Raw genomic sequence first — 16,859 nt, 5'->3', positions numbered from 1 at the left:
AGGAGATTATCATGAACAATAACAAAATAGTACTGACAGGCGGGGGAACAGCTGGTCATGTATCTTTAAATGAAGCCATTATCCCAGAATTATTAAGAAACGGATATGAAGTCCATTATATTGGTTCTGCTGATGGAATTGAAAAATCAATTATTGAAAAAAGCTTTCCCACTTTACCATACCACACTATTTCTAATGGTAAGTTAAGAAGGTACTTCTCTATCAAAAATTTCTCGGATCCATTTAAAGTCCTCTACGGAACAATGCAAGCTATGAGAACCTTAAGAAAAATAAAGCCTTCGCTTGTATTTTCTAAAGGAGGATTTGTTTCTGTGCCAGTTGTAGTGGCGGCAAAGCTCTCTAATATTCCAGTCGTAATACATGAGTCCGACATCACACCTGGTTTAGCAAACAAAATAGCAACACCATTTGCAGAGCATATATTTACGGTTTTTGAAGAGACATTAAAGTATATTCCAAGGGATAAGTCTTCCGCTATTGGAGCAATCATTCGCCCTGATCTGTTTCAAGGAGATGAAAAAATTGCAAGAGAGCTGACAGGCTTTAGTCCTTTTAAAGAAACAATTATCGTTATGGGCGGAAGCCAGGGCTCCAAAAGTATTAATGCTGCGATTAAAGATAATATAGACACTTTAACCAAGCGATTTCAGATTATTCATCTTTGTGGTAAAGGAAACCTAGACCCTTCATTGATAGATAAACCAAATTATAAAGCCTTTGAATACGTAACGGATGAATTACCTCATTTGTTGAAAATCACAAACTATGTAATAAGCAGAGCTGGCTCTAACTCCATATTTGAATTTTTAGAGTTAAAAAAACCTATGTTATTAATACCATTGTCTAAGAACGCAAGCAGGGGAGACCAGGTATTAAATGCAAACTTCTTTGAAAAATTAGGCTATGCTATTGTACTTGAAGAAGAGGGGCTCACCGCTGAGACATTTACGAATTCTCTTTCAGCTTTAGCATTAAACAAAGAAAAAATAATTGATGCACAGTGTCTGGCGAGTTCTTCCAAAACACCTGAGCAATTTACTGAACTACTACTAACATATAAAAACTAATGAAACTCCCGTCATAAAGTTGACGGGAGTTTCTTCTGTTACATAGCTTGTTCTTCTTCCGCATTTTGCTGAAGTGTTTTCATTAGGAAGAGGTCCTTAGGTATATAATATAAATCGAAATGGTTATTACCCTTATTAATCTCTTCGTATATCACTTGGTGAGAATCATTTGCTTTTAAAGCATAGCCAAGCTTTTCAGTTGCACGGATGCTCTTAATATTATTTTTTCTAATACGTAAAAACACGGTTTGTATATTCTGCTCAAAGAACAGTTCTTCTAAAAATTGTTCCTTCGCTTTCTTATTATAACCTTGACCTTGGAACTGTGTGCCGATCCAAGTTCCTAAAAATCCAGCACCGTGTTCAATATCAAATAGATTTATGGTTCCTATTGGTTGTCCATAGTCACTGATGATTGTTCGAGAAATAGTCGTTCCAGCTAATTCTTCCTCAATCATTTGTTTGGTTAAAAACCAGTATTCGTCTGCTGAGCTAGCTTTATGACGAACGAATGGCATAATAGTTGGATCTGACATAAGCTCAAATAGAGCGGTACACTCATGTAAGTCTCTTTTTTTCAACACAAAAAAACGCCTCCTCCAGAACTGAAAATGAGCAGAGTCATTCTAGTTCCCCTGAAATTTTTCATTTGAATTGCATAAAAAATTTCGGGGTAGGAATCGAACCTACTAGAACCAGCTCAAGAACCGGTGGCGCACCATTTGCCTTCCCTCGGCAAAGAAATACTTTGCCTTATAAAATTATTTGCATAGAATAATATACTTTAAGTTTTTCATTTTGCATAGAGTTAAATTATACATTTTAAAAAAAAATATTGTTAATACTTGTATGTTTCACAATTAATACATATGATTAATTTACATAAACAAAAGATACATAGAAAATGATTTACTAGTACAGCTATTATAAATGAATATATCAAATCTTCCTATATTTTTCTATTTATTTGTTTGGATTATCTACAGGAAGTTTTAATTCATGTAATTGTACTTTATCTTTTTAAACGAATGCTTTTCAACTGATGATTTTCTATACAAATAGTATAAAAGTTAATAGAGGGTAGACCTATCGTTCACTCTCAAAAAGCTTCTCTGCTAAGTACGCGGATACACTTTATTTTATTATAAGGCTATGTTAAAGCGTGGGGTTGATTTATAATGCAAAGAAATCTTAGATCAGAGAGTAGAATTGATTGTTCGCACCAGCCGGACGCTTTCCTCGGGGTGAGCGATAAGCCATCACCCATCGCTTACGCGCGTGGTTGTGATGTCTTATCTGTCTCACTCATCCCGTAGGAATCGCCGTCTGGCGCTCCAATCAATAAATGGGAACAGCTATAGCATCGATAAAGCGCTAATAAATTTACAAGCATAAACAAAGCTGAAAAATTATACCCAATCTAAATCTAATAATCTATTTATGACCTTAATAGTCATTTGAATGTCCCTTTTAGAATGTTTACAGTCACTATAAAAAGAATTGTTAGTCAAAATAGACCAATAACTTTAACAAAGCTTATTATAATAATTATGACCTAAATTCTCTTTTCAGAATTTGAAATCGATGAGAAAAAACAATTCATATAATTTTACTACCGTTCATATAGAGTGAACGGTATTTTTAAAGGAAGTGTGAAAGTGAAACATCATATTTTATTAATAGAAGATGAAATTAATATAGCGAAGTTTGTGGAACTTGAGCTGAAACATGAAAATTTTGAGGTAACCGTATCTTTTGATGGAAGAGAGGGATATGAATTAGCTTTAGAAAACCATTACGATTTGTTATTAGTAGATGTTATGCTACCTAATTTAAACGGTTTAGAAATATGTCGCAGGTTTAGAAAAGTTAAAGATATTCCTATTATTTTAATAACTGCGAGAGATGCAGTTATAGATCGTGTTTCAGGATTAGAGGCTGGAGCAGATGACTATGTGGTCAAGCCATTCGCTATAGAAGAGCTTTTGGCTAGAATTCGTGCTGTATTAAGAAGGGTGGGGCATACCACATTAAATCAGGAATCTGTTTTATCGATACGTGGCTTACAGGTCGATCAAAAAGCATATAGGGTTACGTATTTTGGGCAGGAGATTATTTTAACGAAAACAGAGTATGACCTTCTTGTATGTTTTATGCAAAACCTTAACATCGTATTAACTCGGGATCAGATTTTAGAAATTGTATGGGGTTATGAATCAGAAGTAGAGACAAATGTAGTGGATGTTTATATTAGGCACCTTAGAAAGAAATTGCCGAAGGAAATTGCAGCTTTAATAGAAACAGTTAGAGGAGTGGGATACGTGATTCGTTCATGAAGAACTGGACTTTACAAAAAAAATGGACATATGCTTCTGCTCTGTCTATTTTTTTAAGTTTTTTAATGATGAGTGCCATTTTATATTTTTCACTATACAACTGGATGCTTATGTCTGAAAAGAGAGTGGCCCATAACACATTAAACGAAGTTGTAAGCTTCTTTGAGTCACAGGGTCCTGTGATTAGCGTTCAAGACATTCAAAGAAATCGCACACTTATTAACCAGCTTGTTAACCAAGAGCAGTCTATAAGGGTTTTAAATGCAGATGGAATCGAGCTTCTCCGCATTAATGATGCGAGCCCATTTTCAGCATTCGAACCCACTTCAATAAAAGAATTCGAAAAAGACAAAGTAGAAGGACAGACTATTTTTCATAAATCTGCTGAAATTGACTTCGGATTATTTAAGGGATATATAGAAATTTCCCACAGCCTTTCTAATTTTGAAGAACTAATGCGCTATATATTGTTGGCTATAACGTTATTTTCTCTCATAGCGCTATTACTATCTGCATTTATAGGGTATTCGTTGTCTGCATTCATGTTACGTCCAATTAAGGAATTACGTGATGAAATGCAGGAGGCAAAACGGACAAGGTTTTCTAAGGAAGTTAATTTTGAACGTTTGTCAAAAGATGAAATCGGTGAGCTGATGAAAATCTATAAGGAATTAATGGACGAGGTAAATGAAACAATCACCAGACAAGACGAGTTTATTCATAATGTATCCCATGAACTTCGAACACCTATTCAAGTTGTGGAAGGACATCTGGCTCTGCTGAATAGATGGGGCAAGGAACAACGAGATGTTCTGGACGAATCCCTGGACATTTCCTTAGCAGAAGTTCAAAAAATGAAAGTTTTAATAGAAGAAATGTTAAAGCTTGCAAAAAATGAACAAACATTTGAGAATACAAATACCCGTCTATTAAATGTAGTCAAGGAATTGGAACAACAACTGGAGGTACTATCTCCAACTTCATCAATTGTTTACCGTGGAAATGAAAATATATCAGTTAATATCCCCTCAACGACATTGGAGCAAATTCTTAGAAACCTTATGGAAAATGCAATAAAATATAATGAAAACGATCCGAAAATAATTATAGAAGCTTGGGAAGACACTTCCAAAGTAGTAATTACTGTTTCAGATAATGGGATTGGTATTAAAAAAGAATCCCTTTCTAAAATCTTCGATCGTTTCTATACAGCAGACGAGGCACGTTCAAAGAATAAAGGAGGCTCAGGATTGGGCCTTAGCATTGTGCAACGACTAGTTGTTGCATATAAAGGTAGTATTAACGTAGAAAGTAATCAAAACGGAACAAAATTTTCCATATATTTCCCTAAATTTACAAGTGAATAATCATTCATTTCAAATGTATAAAAAAATTTAGAAAAGATTAATTTAATTTACCAAAAAGGATTGTATTTTTTAGTGAGAGTAGTAAGATGGATATGGAAAAATTGTTCTTATACTTGGATTCTTGAATTCTTTAAGTCTCATGAAAAGAGTGGTAAACTATTAATGTGAAGATTTAAAGAATAAAAATGTACATCTTTCATTTTCAGGCTTTTGCACTTATTTTTATGCAAATTCATTAATGCCTATTGTGGCACAATATGTTGGAGGTTTTTTTAAATGTCGAACAATCAAACACCTTGGTCCATTTTCTCAGGACCCAATCTTGGTTATGTGATGGAGCAGTATGATTTATACCTTCAATCACCAGAAGAAGTGGATCAAGAACTAGTTAGCTTATTTGAAGAGTATGGGGCACCAGTTCTGGATACAACTACAAATGGTACAGGAGCTGCTTTACCAACTGTGGAATCCAACAACTTCGATAAAGTGATTCGTGCAATCGAGTTGGCTGATGCTATACGAGCTCACGGGCACTTATCTGCAGATATCTATCCTTTAAATGACAGAGAGAAAAATGATTCTCGAATCAATTTTAAGACTTACGGTCTAACTCCTGCTGATTTAAAAGAAGTTCCTGTAGCTTTTTTATTAGCTGATGCACCAAACACAGTTACCAACGGTTTAGAGGCAATTGAGTACTTAAAATCTGTTTATACGAATAAAATAGCTTTTGAGATTTCTCATATTGTGAATGTAGAAGAGAGAAAATGGTTACAGGGCAAGATTGAAAAAGGTGTTGTATTAGAAAACTTATCTGCTGATACAAAAAAGGAATTATTGAAACGTTTAACTCAAATTGAAGGTTTTGAGAAATTTATTCACCGTACGTTTGTGGGAGCAAAACGCTTCTCTATTGAAGGTTTAGATTCTTTAGTGGTTTTAATAGACGAGCTTGTTAGACAATCTAATATCACTAAAACAAAACAAGTAAACATTGGTATGGCCCACCGTGGACGTTTAAATGTACTAACACACGTTTTAAACAAGCCTTATGAAATGATGTTCGCAGAGTTTGCACACGTACCTTCTGAAGCTTTTCAACCAAAAGACGGCTCTTTAGAGCTTTCTGAGGGATGGTATGGTGATGTAAAATACCATAAAGGTGCTGCTTACCATTCTCCATCTGGATTAACGATTAAATTAGCATATAACCCTTCTCACTTAGAAGTAGTAAGTCCTGTAGTAACAGGGCAAACTCGTGCTGCTCAAGAAACAACGGATCAAGCAGGTTTGCCAGTTCAAGATAAAAATGCTGCTTATGCAATTTTAGTTCATGGAGATGCGGCTTTCCCTGGTCAAGGTATTGTCACAGAAGTGTTAAACTATAGTAGAGTAAGAGGCTTCCAAACTGGAGGTTCAATCCATATCATCGCAAATAATATGATTGGATTTACAACGGAGCATTACGATTCACGTTCTACTTTCTATTCTTCTGACCCAGCTAAAGGATACGAAGTTCCTGTTATTCATGTAAATGCAGATGATCCAGAGGCTGTTATCGGCGTAGCAAAACTTGCTCACGAATACCGTAACAAATTTGGTAAGGACATTGTTATTGACTTACTTGGTTATCGTAGATATGGCCACAATGAAATGGATGAGCCACTAGTGACTAATCCACAAATGTATCATATTATTCATAAACACCCGACTGTACGTAATATTTACGGACAAAAGTTAGTAAATGAAAACGTTATCCAAGAAGCCGAAGTGAAAAAACTGGATGAAACTATCTTCAGTGGAATGCAAGAAGCATACGATCGCGTGAAAGAGCTTCCACAGACAACTGCACATGAGATAATTATTCCTGATGCTGTATTACAGGGAATGCCTGAGCTACCTACTGGAGTTGAGGAAGGCAGACTGAAGAAAATCAATGAAGAATTATTAAGCTGGCCATCTGATTTCAAAGCGTTCAAAAAATTAGAGAAAATTTTAAAACGTAGAGAAGAGCCATTTAAAGGGAAAGGTAAAATCGACTGGGGTCATGCAGAAACACTTGCCCTAGCAACGATTATTCAGGAAGGGAACTCTGTTCGCTTAACTGGCCAAGATGCACAACGTGGTACATTCTCACATAGACACTTAGTGTTACATGATGAAAATACAGGTGCAGAACTTACACCAATTCACTATATTAGTGATGCAAAAGCTTCCTTTACCGTTCACAACAGTCCATTAACAGAAACAGCAGTGTTGGGCTATGAGTTCGGTTATAACTTGGAAGATGCTAATTCATTAACTATTTGGGAAGCCCAATACGGGGACTTCGCAAATATGGCGCAAGTTATGTTTGACAATTTTATCAGTTCGGCTCGATCTAAATGGGGATTGAAATCTGGACTTGTGATGCTATTACCGCATGGTTCAGAAGGTCAAGGCTCAGAGCACTCAAGTGCACGTCTAGAGCGTTATTTACAGCTTGCTGCAGAAAACAACTGGACAGTTGCGAATCTATCAAGTGCAGCAAACTATTTCCATATCCTTAGAAGACAAGCTAAAATGCTAAAAGAAGACGCAATTCGACCATTAATAATCGTTTCTCCTAAATCATTACTTCGTCATCCTTTAGTGGGTGCAGAGGTAGCAGATTTGACTGAAGGTAAGTTTGAGACTATTATTGAACAGCCTGGCTTAGGTCAACAACCTGACAAGGTTGAAAAAGTAGTCTTTGCAAGTGGTAAACTAGCAATTGACTTAGCAGACAAAGTGAAGAATGGAGAAGGATATGACTTCATGCATATCGTTCGCGTAGAGCAGCTATATCCATTCCCAGAAGAGAAAATTCAAACGATTGTAGATCGTTATCCAAACCTTAAACAAATTGTTTGGGCTCAAGAAGAAACAGAAAATATGGGCTCATGGAATTTTGCACTTCCATATTTACTGGATATTGCAAAAGGAAAAGATATTAAGTACGTAGGGCGAGTACATCGCTCAAGTCCTGCTGAAGGTGATATCGATACTTATAAAGTAGAGCAAGCAAGAATTATTGAAGAAGCATTGAAAAGCTTGTAAGAAAAGCAATAGAGGAGGAAAATCAAGTGGCAGAAATTATAGTTCCCGAATTAGCAGAATCAATTACAGAAGGTACCATTGCACAATGGTTAAAACAACCAGGTGATACAGTGGAAAAAGGCGAGTTTATCGTTGAGTTAGAAACAGATAAAGTAAATGTAGAGGTAATTTCAGAAGAAGCTGGAGTTGTTAGCGAATTACTATTTGCTGAAGGCGATACTGTACAAGTAGGCGAAGTAATTGCTATCGTAGGTGCAGGTTCAGGCGCACCAGCAGCTAAAGCTGAAACTAAGGAAGAACCGAAAGAAGAAAAAGCACCTGCAGTAAGTGGCAATAAAGCTGAAGAGGTAGCTAAAGCTAATGAAGACGCTTCTAAAGAACAAGACCGCACAATTGCTAGCCCAGCTGCTCGTAAGTTAGCTCGTGAAAAAGGTATTAATTTAAGCGAGATTTCTCCAGTAGATCCAATGGGACGCGTTCGAGTTCAAGATGTATCTGCTCACGGTTCTAAACCTGCAGCACCTAAAGCTGAAGCTTCAAAATCTGCAGCTCCAGTAAAAGAAGATGATGGACGCACAACTCGCGAGAAAATGTCACGTCGTCGTCAAACTATCGCTTCTCGTCTGTTAGAAGTTAGACAAAGCACAGCAATGTTAACAACATTTAATGAAATTGATATGACGAATGTAATGGCATTACGTTCTCGTAAAAAAGATAAATTCTTTGATGATAACGATGTACGTTTAGGATTCATGTCATTCTTTACTAAAGCTGTCGTTGCAGCATTGAAAAAATATCCTTACGTAAATTCTCAAATTGATGGAGATTATATTGTAAAAAATAATTTCTATGATATTGGTATCGCTGTATCTACAGAAGGCGGACTTGTAGTGCCAATCGTACGTGATGCAGACCGTAAAAACTTTGCAGAAATCGAAGGAGATATTGCTGGTCTTGCTAAAAAAGCTCGCGATAACAAGTTAGCTCTTTCAGACATGGCTGGTGGTTCTTTCACTATCACAAACGGTGGAGTATTCGGTTCACTATTATCAACACCAATTTTAAATGGTACACAAGTTGGTATTCTTGGAATGCACACAATCCAAAAACGTCCAATCGCTGTTGGAAATGAAGTTGAAATCCGTCCAATGATGTATGTGGCTCTTTCTTATGATCACCGTGTTATCGATGGAAAAGATTCAGTTGGATTCTTAAAAACAGTAAAAGAACTTCTTGAAAGCCCAGAAGACTTAATGTTAAATTCTTAATATATTTTTGAGGCTGGGTCAAAACCAACCTTAAAATCAAAAGCACCGAACGTTCTACGTTTACGTAGATTCGTCGGTGCTTTTTTTGTGTGCTTTAGGATTGTTTCCTATAGGGAGCAATTTAAGGTGAATCGCACATAAAGGGGGAGGAAGTGTTACCTAAAAGGGAGCGAATGTCACTTAAAGCGTAAAAGTACACCGAACCGTAGACCATGGACACCTAACCAAGTGGGAGCGCACCTAAATGGTGAAGAAGTGTCACCTAAAAGAGAGCGAATGCCACCTAAAGAGTAAATGTGCACCTAAACGTAGTCCATGGACACCTAAACCAAGTGCGAAACGCACCTATAGGAAGTAGAACTGTCACCTAAACCAGAGCAAGTGACACCTAAATACAGCAGTAACATGATTGAATTTTCATGAATTCAATCGTATACTATAGATAAAGGAAGTGGTTGAAATGATACATACTAATTGGGCTTTAAAGCCAACTACTAAGACAGTAACATGTATTCATACAGACGCTAAAAAATTCTTAGTTAGCAATGTATTGACTGTTGGAAAGACATACGAAGTAAAAAATGAAACAGAAGAATTTTTATTCGTCATTGATAATACCGGTAAGGTCGGCGGATACTACAAGGAATATTTTCAATAAAAAACTGATGAGCCTTCATCAGTTTTTTTTGTTAAGGAGGACAATAGCGTGATTGAGTTAATACAAAAAGAAAAAGAGTTAAGAACTAGTAGAGTGCACAGCGATAAAGATACAGATTTGATTGGCACGGGAGGATATGTTTCGCCTATCGACCATTTATATGAAGACGTGCAAATAGCGGTTTCCTTAAAAAAACCTGTTTTATTAAAGGGGCCAACGGGAGCAGGGAAGACTAAGCTAGCTGAAACAGTGTCCCATTTCTTTTCACAGCCAGTACAAAGTATCAATTGTTCTGTAGACCTAGACGCAGAGGCATTGCTTGGTTTTAAAACAATTGTCATTAAGGAAGGGACAAATGTGATTGAATTTGTAGATGGTCCTGTAATTGAGTCGATGAAAAAAGGACATATTCTTTATATAGATGAAATAAACATGGCTAAGCCTGAAACCTTGCCAATTTTACATAGTGTATTAGATTACCGTCGTATGTTGACTAATCCATATACGGGAGAGGTTATTAAGGCACATCCTGATTTTTCTGTAATCGCAGCAATTAATGAAGGATATATTGGAACTACTCCTATGAATGAAGCATTAAAAAATCGTTTTGTATCTTTTTCAATTCCATATATCACTGGAGAATTACTTGAAAAATTGTTTAATAATTTATTCCCAAATGCTCCTAAAGATCTTCATACGCTAATGCTTAACCTAGCAGAGGATTTAATGGCACAAGTGCAGCAAGGTCTTTTAGCGGAGGATGCTGCTTCTATTCGGAGCCTCCAATATGCAATGGACTTAGCACAATATATGGATCCTTTGAGAGCAATTGAATATGCGATCGCTGAAAAGCTAGATGATGAGCAAGAGAAGAGACTCGTATTAGAGCTTGCTTCCTCTTGGATTAAGTGAGGCGGTATAATGTCTTCAGTAAATCGCTTTATACAATTTAACAACGAAACGATTGATGCTAGACAACTGATGCATTACGAGACAATTGCTCGTGCAATGACCAAAGACTTGGGAATTACTATTAATGAACGAAAACTAATAGAATTTCAGCCGGAGGAGCAAACAATATCCATTAGTGTGTTTTGGAGACATCGAAGTGAAGAGGTGATGCATAAAGGGAGACTTTCAGACATCTATCTCTTAACCGAAGGGTTCTGGAAATACTTCAGCATCGGCGCTTGGCTAGACTACTTAAAAGATAGAGATAACAATCTGTCTAAATTAATGGATCAACTAGTGTTTTGTCTTGAGGAATTTCGCCTTATGGAATATATACAAAAAAGACGTATTGGTACAAGGAAAATCTTTATTGCAAGAGTGGAAACATATCTTGCCTTTCATAAGCAACAGTTAAATGTTAATCTTCAAAAAGGGTTTTTAGCAGATGCTTATATTAGTTACCTTTATATTAGTTTATATGAAGGTACAATTAATGCAAAAGGTCCTGAGGCGTTTATTCAAACTAACAGCATGATTCAAAGAGTATACGATCATATATCTACAAATGACTCTATTGATTTAGCGTATCAGCTTGTAAATTTTTTAACAGAATATATTTCGACTGATTCTATTTTACAATTTTATGCGATTCTCTCTCCTAATACTTTAATGAGTAAAGACTTCCATTATCATCAAGGCATGAAGGATTCTTTAAAAGGTGAGGATGAAAGGAAAGACACGATCGAGGAAGTATTTAGATCCTGGCACAGAGAAAATGAACAGGAAAGAGGAGTACATCTACAGTATGAGCTGGAACATGGAACAGATGGGAAAGCGGAACAAAACGTCAACGCTGAAGAAGGCCGAGAGGGTCATGACATTACGGAAACGGGTAGGGGACAATCGGCTGGGAATACGAAGGAAAATCTTTCGTCAGATCAAGTAGAGGATAAAATGGGAAGTACCAAGAAGGCAGGTAAGAGCTTTGGATATGAACATTTAAATGTGATATACGAAGAAAAGAGAATTGAAAGCATGCTCCATCCGCATACGAAATCAGAACTTCAGACAATCCGGCAGGAGCAAGCTCCCTTTGTTAGGGCCTTTGTCCATGAAATGAAAAAACGCATGGAACAAAAAAAGGTAGATAAGCGGACCAATTTATCAAAAGGTCGACTTTCTACTCGAATGACGTCTATATGGACAGAGGAAAGACCTAAGCCGTTCTACAAAAAAGATGCTCCGAGTACAAGACTCAATGCCGTATTTGGTTTACTGGTAGATGGGTCTGCATCCATGCAGGATAAAATGCCGGAGACACAAAAGGCTGTTTTATTATTCCACGATGTACTAAGAGAATTAAACATTGCTCATGAAATCGTACTTCATTATGAAGATGCCTATGAGGCAACTGAAACTAGCCAACCTAATACATTTGAATGGATTCATCGATTAGAAGATGGACAAAAGGATAGTGGTCAAAATATTTTGGCCATGGAAGCACATGAGGATAACCGTGATGGTTTTGCAATCCGTTGGATAGGCAAACGTTTAGAAACTAGACCAGAAACACATAAATTTCTATTAGTCTTCTCAGACGGAGAACCCTCAGCTTTTGGCTATGCCCAAAATGGTATTATGGATACTGCTGAAGCAGTATTGGAAGTCGAACGAAAGCAGATTTCTATACTTCATTTATTTCTTAATGAAGAGGAGCCAACAGACGAACAAATTAACCTGTTCCAGCTTATCTTCGGTAAGAAAACAGCGACCGCTTCCTCTATGGAGAGGTTCTCAGATGAAACGTTACGTTTACTGCGTAAAATGCTTCAGCATGTCGTAAAAAGCTAAGAAGAATAGTCAAACATTGTTTTATAAAGAGGCTACGTTAAAGGTTATGGTTGATTTATAATGCAAATAAATCTTAGATCAGAGAGTAGTATTGACTTTTCGCACCAGCCGGACGCTTTCCTCAGGGGAGCGGTAAGCCATCACCCATCGCTTACGCGTAGTTGTGATGTGTCTTATCTGTCTCACCCATCTCGTAGGAGTCGCCGTCTGGGCTCCAATCAATAAATGGGAACAGATTTAGCATCGATAAAGCGCTAATAAATTTACTCGGATAAACTAAGTTAAAAAAACTGTCACCAACCCCATTTTCACAATCTATTTATGTTCTTAATAGCCATTTAAAAGTTCCTTTGTTTAAAGAAGTAGGGAACACCAAATCATTTTAAAAATATAAACATTATCCTTTAACATAGCCAAATAATAAGACTGGAGTCAAACTCAAGATTCTGAGTTAGACTCCAGTCTTTATTTTATTGATATGCAATTTATGGTTGAACGGATCTGTTTTTAGATTGGTCAGCAATAAGAAGGAGACGTTGTTTTAGTTCTTCTTCCATTCGACCAATTTCAATTTCAGCAGCTTTTCGCTTAACTCTTCCATCTGCTTGAATACGCATCGTTTCCTCGATTGTTTGCAGAAGATTTTCCTGTGTTTTCTTCAATGTATCGATTTCTACGATACCTCGCTCATTTTCTTTAGCTGTTTCAATACTATTCACTTTGAGCATTTCCGAGTTTTTCAATAGTAAGTCGTTCGTTGTTTTTGTAACTTGTCTTTGAGCTGCTACTGCTTTTTGCTGACGATTTAACGTTAAGGCAATCGCAATTTGGTTTTTCCATAATGGAATGGATGTCATGATAGAAGATTGTATTTTTTCAGCTAACGTTTGGTTTGTTTGTTGAATCATACGTATTTGTGGCGCACTTTGAATGGTAATCTGACGTGAAAGCTGTAGGTCATAAACTCGTTTTTCAAGTCGATCCACAAATTGGGCCATATCATTAACTTCCTGGTAAGCCATTTGGTCGTTTGACATTTCAGCTTTTCTTTTTAGTTCTGGTATCGTAACGTTGAGTATTTCATCTTTTTTTAGTTCAGCAGCTGCAATATAAACGTTTAATGCTTGAAAATATGTTTTGTTTTGATCATATAGCTTATCTAACATTTGAACATCCTCTACTAGACCACGTTTTGAATGCTCCAATTGAATGCCAATACGGTCGATTTGCGTACTAAGCTTTTGATATTTTGTCATCATTTCTTGAACAGATCTGTTTACACGATTAAAAAGCTTTTTAATGCCACTTTTCTTTTCGTTGGAAAGCTCTTCAGGATTTAGCTCTGAAAGTTTTTTCATTAAATCGCCTAATATATCTCCAACTGGTCCGATATCTTTCTTTTGCACATGGTCCAGCATTTGATGTGAAAAGCGGGTAAGCTCTGTTTGAGCATTGGCTCCATATGTTAAGATCGCTTCATAATTACCAGCAGGTATTTGATCTGCTAGCTGCTTAGCTTTTTGTTTCTCTTCTTCCGATAAGCGATCAATTAATTTAGTTGGTAGCGCCTCATTTGCTTGTTTAGTTAATGTTTGAGGCTTTGTTTCATTTAGAGAAAATGGATTATTAAGTAGTTCGTCCATTAAAAGATCGTCTGTTTTATTCGAGATATTTTCGCTCATTTGTTGTCTCTCCTTTTAGATATAAAGGTTTTTCGTTTTTAGATACGGATAGTTTAGCAAAATCAAGTTCCATTCTTAAGTGCTCCATATCACTAGCAAGAACATTTTTTAAGTCATCTTCCATGATAGAGTTAATGGATTCTAGTGTTTCACGAGTATCCTGCAAAGCAATTTTCATCTCTTTGTTCTTTGATGGCTGAGAAACTAAGAATGTATACTTAGATGTTAGCTCTACTGCCGAATCTAAATGAGCGTAGAAGAAGTTTTCAGCTTGGTAAAATTTCTTTGGGTTTGCTTTAACTAAGGCAATAATTCGTTTTGCTAATCTATTTAATTCGAAAAGCTGTTTAAAAGAGCTCACTGATCGTACTTTTAAATAATGGTTATTAAGTGTACGAACTTTTGCTGTTGCTTCCTTAATCTGCTTTCGAATATGAAAATACTCTGATGAAGTTAAATCATATTTCTTCATAATAGATCTCTGTTGAATTTTTTTGATAGCAAAATTAGAAGTTAGGTAGGTAACTACTGCTAACGCTGAGCTTACCAAAAAACCTAATTCAACTGGAAAGAAGAAAATTAGCCATGATGTAATCATGACAGGAACATTAATAATATGACGAATGACGGTTTGTATTACTTGTGTCATAGTCAAGACCTCCTTATATATACACTACATTATACGAACGAGAGAAAAGAAGGTTTCATATATGTCGAAATTAATGGGAGCATATTACCGTTTAATTTCTCTTTTATTTACTTTGATGTTATTTATAACTTAACTTAAATAGCAAATTTTTTCAATTTATTCAGTTTCAAAAGTCAAAAGAGTAGACATTTTCTTTGTGAGCAGTAAAATATGTATTAATAAAAAGTATTAGAGGCGATTACAATATGTATGAGGTTATTTATATGAAAGCAGACTATGAGCCGTGGTGGGCTTTTGAGGGCTGGGAAGAGTTTATAATGGAAAAAGCGGAATTTGATCAAGAGGACCAGGCTCGCTCATTTTTAGAAAAAAAACTAACCGAATTAAGAAGGAAGTTCCCAAAAGAAGAGATGAGAAACAATAAGTACTGGGCATTTTGGTCAGTAAAGGAACAATGTTATTGTGAGTCGTGTGAAGATGACTTACAAATTTTCCATGGAATCATATTTAATATCAAGTAAACGATTTAGAATAATGTAATTATTTGTTGACTAAATTTATCCAACTGCTATAATTTATAGTAACAATAAAGTATAAACCGGTTGAGCAATTCACATATCCCATGTAGTGATCGATGATGTGATGTCGGTACTTCATGGAATATGTGAATTTTTTAGTTTACATATTGTTAATTTTATTTTTGGAGGTAATAACATGAAACAAGGTACTGTAAAATGGTTTAATGCAGAAAAAGGATTTGGATTCATCGAAATTGAAGGAGAAAATGATGTATTCGTACACTTCTCTGCTATTCAAGGTGATGGCTTCAAATCACTTGAAGAAGGCCAAAGTGTAGAATTTGAAGTTGTAGAAGGAAATCGCGGGCCACAAGCTGCAAATGTAACAAAACTATAAGTAGGAAGCCCATCATTATGATGGGCTATTTTTTTTCCTGAAAATATATTAAACTCTAAAGAAAACACTATCTACATAGTGTTTAATATTCAAAGGATTTGGGTATAAGAATCGAGTGTTTAATTTTATTTAAATTATAGGGGGATGTCACTTGGAAAAACTATTATTAGACGGAGGAATTAAAGAATATTTCGAAGGTAACAAGGGGAAAGTCGAAGATAATCTTTTATCAGAGGCAGTAAATGTTAAAGATAAGATTAATGATATTTTAAGAGTTGGTGATATTGACCTTATCAACAATGCACATCATCTTATTAAAAACATTATCGAGGGTAATGATGAGGAGTTAAATCTATTTGCTAAGCAAGAAGGTATTGCGTGGGCAACTCATTCTTTAACGCTTTCTTTTAAATTAGAATGGGTGCAAGCTATCCGTCGAACCATGTGGAGGTTTATAAAGGAATTGAATGATTCCGATCAAATGATGGACCTAGAGGACTTCTTTAAAATTGAAAAGCAGCTAAATAATAGAATTGACAACTTCTTAAACGAATTTTTTATTAATTATTCAACTTATAAAGATGCTTTGATATCCTCTCAGAAAAAAGTAGTTGAAACCTTATCGGTACCAATAATACCGATCACACCTTCCATTTGTATTTTACCTTTAATTGGATCAGTAGATACATATAGAACTTCAATTCTAGAAGAAAAAGTATTAACTGAAATTAGTAAACTCAGAATCCAAACTTTAATAATAGATTTATCAGGTATAGCAGAAATGGAGACAGAAGTAATAGAACATCTTTTAAAGACAATTTATGGTACATCAATGATGGGATGCCAAACTGTAATTACTGGTTTAAGACCTGAGGTTGTTCGACAAATGATTCGATTAGGCATGCTATTTGATAAAGATACAAGAACTTATGGCACATTTGTAACCGTCAAGTAGAATTGAACACTTTTTGCTAATTTAGAGTGAACACTTTTGCTTAAAACAAATTCTGTCGGTT

At 35.8% G+C, this 16,859-nt stretch carries 14 protein-coding genes; 11 read left to right on the top strand and 3 right to left on the bottom strand.

All coding sequences use genetic code 11. The features are described from left to right. Window positions 1–11: 11 nt before the first annotated feature. Window positions 12–1,088, top strand: coding sequence for an undecaprenyldiphospho-muramoylpentapeptide beta-N-acetylglucosaminyltransferase (locus HF876_RS11010; RefSeq protein ID WP_169360108.1), 1,077 nt, complete (start codon window positions 12–14; stop codon window positions 1,086–1,088). A 38-nt stretch (window positions 1,089–1,126) separates the two neighbouring features. On the opposite strand, the gene HF876_RS11005 is transcribed toward HF876_RS11010, so the two are convergent. After that, a complete protein-coding gene (locus HF876_RS11005) occupies window positions 1,127–1,672 on the bottom strand; it encodes a GNAT family N-acetyltransferase (RefSeq protein ID WP_169360107.1) in 546 nt (181 codons plus the stop codon). 1,074 nt (window positions 1,673–2,746) lie between these two features. On the opposite strand from HF876_RS11005, the gene HF876_RS11000 reads away from it, so the two are divergent. From HF876_RS11000 to HF876_RS10970, 7 genes are all read left to right on the top strand, one after another. Continuing rightward, window positions 2,747–3,424: a winged helix-turn-helix domain-containing protein gene (locus HF876_RS11000; RefSeq protein ID WP_169360106.1), complete on the top strand. Its 678-nt coding sequence runs from the start codon at window positions 2,747–2,749 to the stop codon at window positions 3,422–3,424. Next, entirely contained in the window at window positions 3,421–4,791 is a 1,371-nt protein-coding gene (locus tag HF876_RS10995) for a HAMP domain-containing sensor histidine kinase (protein WP_169360105.1), read from the top strand. The genes HF876_RS11000 and HF876_RS10995 overlap by 4 nt, the downstream gene beginning before the upstream one ends. A 276-nt stretch (window positions 4,792–5,067) precedes the next feature. Then, window positions 5,068–7,869, top strand: a complete 2,802-nt coding sequence (locus HF876_RS10990; RefSeq protein WP_169360104.1) for a 2-oxoglutarate dehydrogenase E1 component — start codon at window positions 5,068–5,070, stop codon at window positions 7,867–7,869. Window positions 7,870–7,895: 26 nt separating this feature from the next. Continuing rightward, window positions 7,896–9,137 carry a 2-oxoglutarate dehydrogenase complex dihydrolipoyllysine-residue succinyltransferase gene (gene odhB, locus HF876_RS10985; RefSeq protein WP_169360103.1) on the top strand — a complete coding sequence of 414 codons (1,242 nt, stop codon included), beginning with the start codon at window positions 7,896–7,898 and terminating at the stop codon, window positions 9,135–9,137. Between the two features lie 460 nt (window positions 9,138–9,597). Continuing rightward, window positions 9,598–9,795, top strand: coding sequence for a DUF6501 family protein (locus HF876_RS10980; RefSeq protein ID WP_169360102.1), 198 nt, complete (start codon window positions 9,598–9,600; stop codon window positions 9,793–9,795). 51 nt (window positions 9,796–9,846) lie between these two features. Further along, window positions 9,847–10,707, top strand: coding sequence for an AAA family ATPase (locus HF876_RS10975; protein ID WP_169360160.1), 861 nt, complete (start codon window positions 9,847–9,849; stop codon window positions 10,705–10,707). Window positions 10,708–10,716: 9 nt separating this feature from the next. Then, entirely contained in the window at window positions 10,717–12,597 is a 1,881-nt protein-coding gene (locus HF876_RS10970; protein WP_169360101.1) for a vWA domain-containing protein, read from the top strand. Window positions 12,598–13,082: 485 nt separating this feature from the next. On the opposite strand, the gene HF876_RS10965 is transcribed toward HF876_RS10970, so the two are convergent. Together HF876_RS10965 and HF876_RS10960 are read right to left on the bottom strand one after the other, a co-directional pair. After that, on the bottom strand, window positions 13,083–14,279 hold the full coding sequence (locus HF876_RS10965) for a toxic anion resistance protein (protein WP_169360100.1): 1,197 nt from the start codon (window positions 14,277–14,279) through the stop codon (window positions 13,083–13,085). After that, window positions 14,257–14,928: a 5-bromo-4-chloroindolyl phosphate hydrolysis family protein gene (locus tag HF876_RS10960; protein WP_169360099.1), complete on the bottom strand. Its 672-nt coding sequence runs from the start codon at window positions 14,926–14,928 to the stop codon at window positions 14,257–14,259. The genes HF876_RS10965 and HF876_RS10960 overlap by 23 nt, the downstream gene beginning before the upstream one ends. A gap of 245 nt (window positions 14,929–15,173) precedes the next feature. On the opposite strand from HF876_RS10960, the gene HF876_RS10955 reads away from it, so the two are divergent. The 3 genes from HF876_RS10955 (at window position 15,174) to HF876_RS10945 (ending at window position 16,798) form a co-directional block, all read left to right on the top strand. Beyond that, complete coding sequence (locus HF876_RS10955; RefSeq protein WP_169360098.1) at window positions 15,174–15,449, top strand: DUF1033 family protein; 276 nt, start codon at window positions 15,174–15,176, stop codon at window positions 15,447–15,449. Window positions 15,450–15,642: 193 nt separating this feature from the next. Next, window positions 15,643–15,843 (top strand): cold-shock protein, encoded by a 201-nt coding sequence (locus tag HF876_RS10950; protein ID WP_169360097.1) that lies wholly within the window; start codon window positions 15,643–15,645, stop codon window positions 15,841–15,843. 151 nt (window positions 15,844–15,994) lie between these two features. Next, complete coding sequence (locus tag HF876_RS10945) at window positions 15,995–16,798, top strand: STAS domain-containing protein (RefSeq protein ID WP_169360096.1); 804 nt, start codon at window positions 15,995–15,997, stop codon at window positions 16,796–16,798. Window positions 16,799–16,859: the final 61 nt, after the last annotated feature.

Origin of the sequence: Psychrobacillus sp. BL-248-WT-3, from assembly GCF_012843435.1 — a bacterium.
GTDB lineage: Bacteria > Bacillota > Bacilli > Bacillales_A > Planococcaceae > Psychrobacillus.
This window is presented reverse-complemented; position numbering and strand designations above follow the sequence as displayed.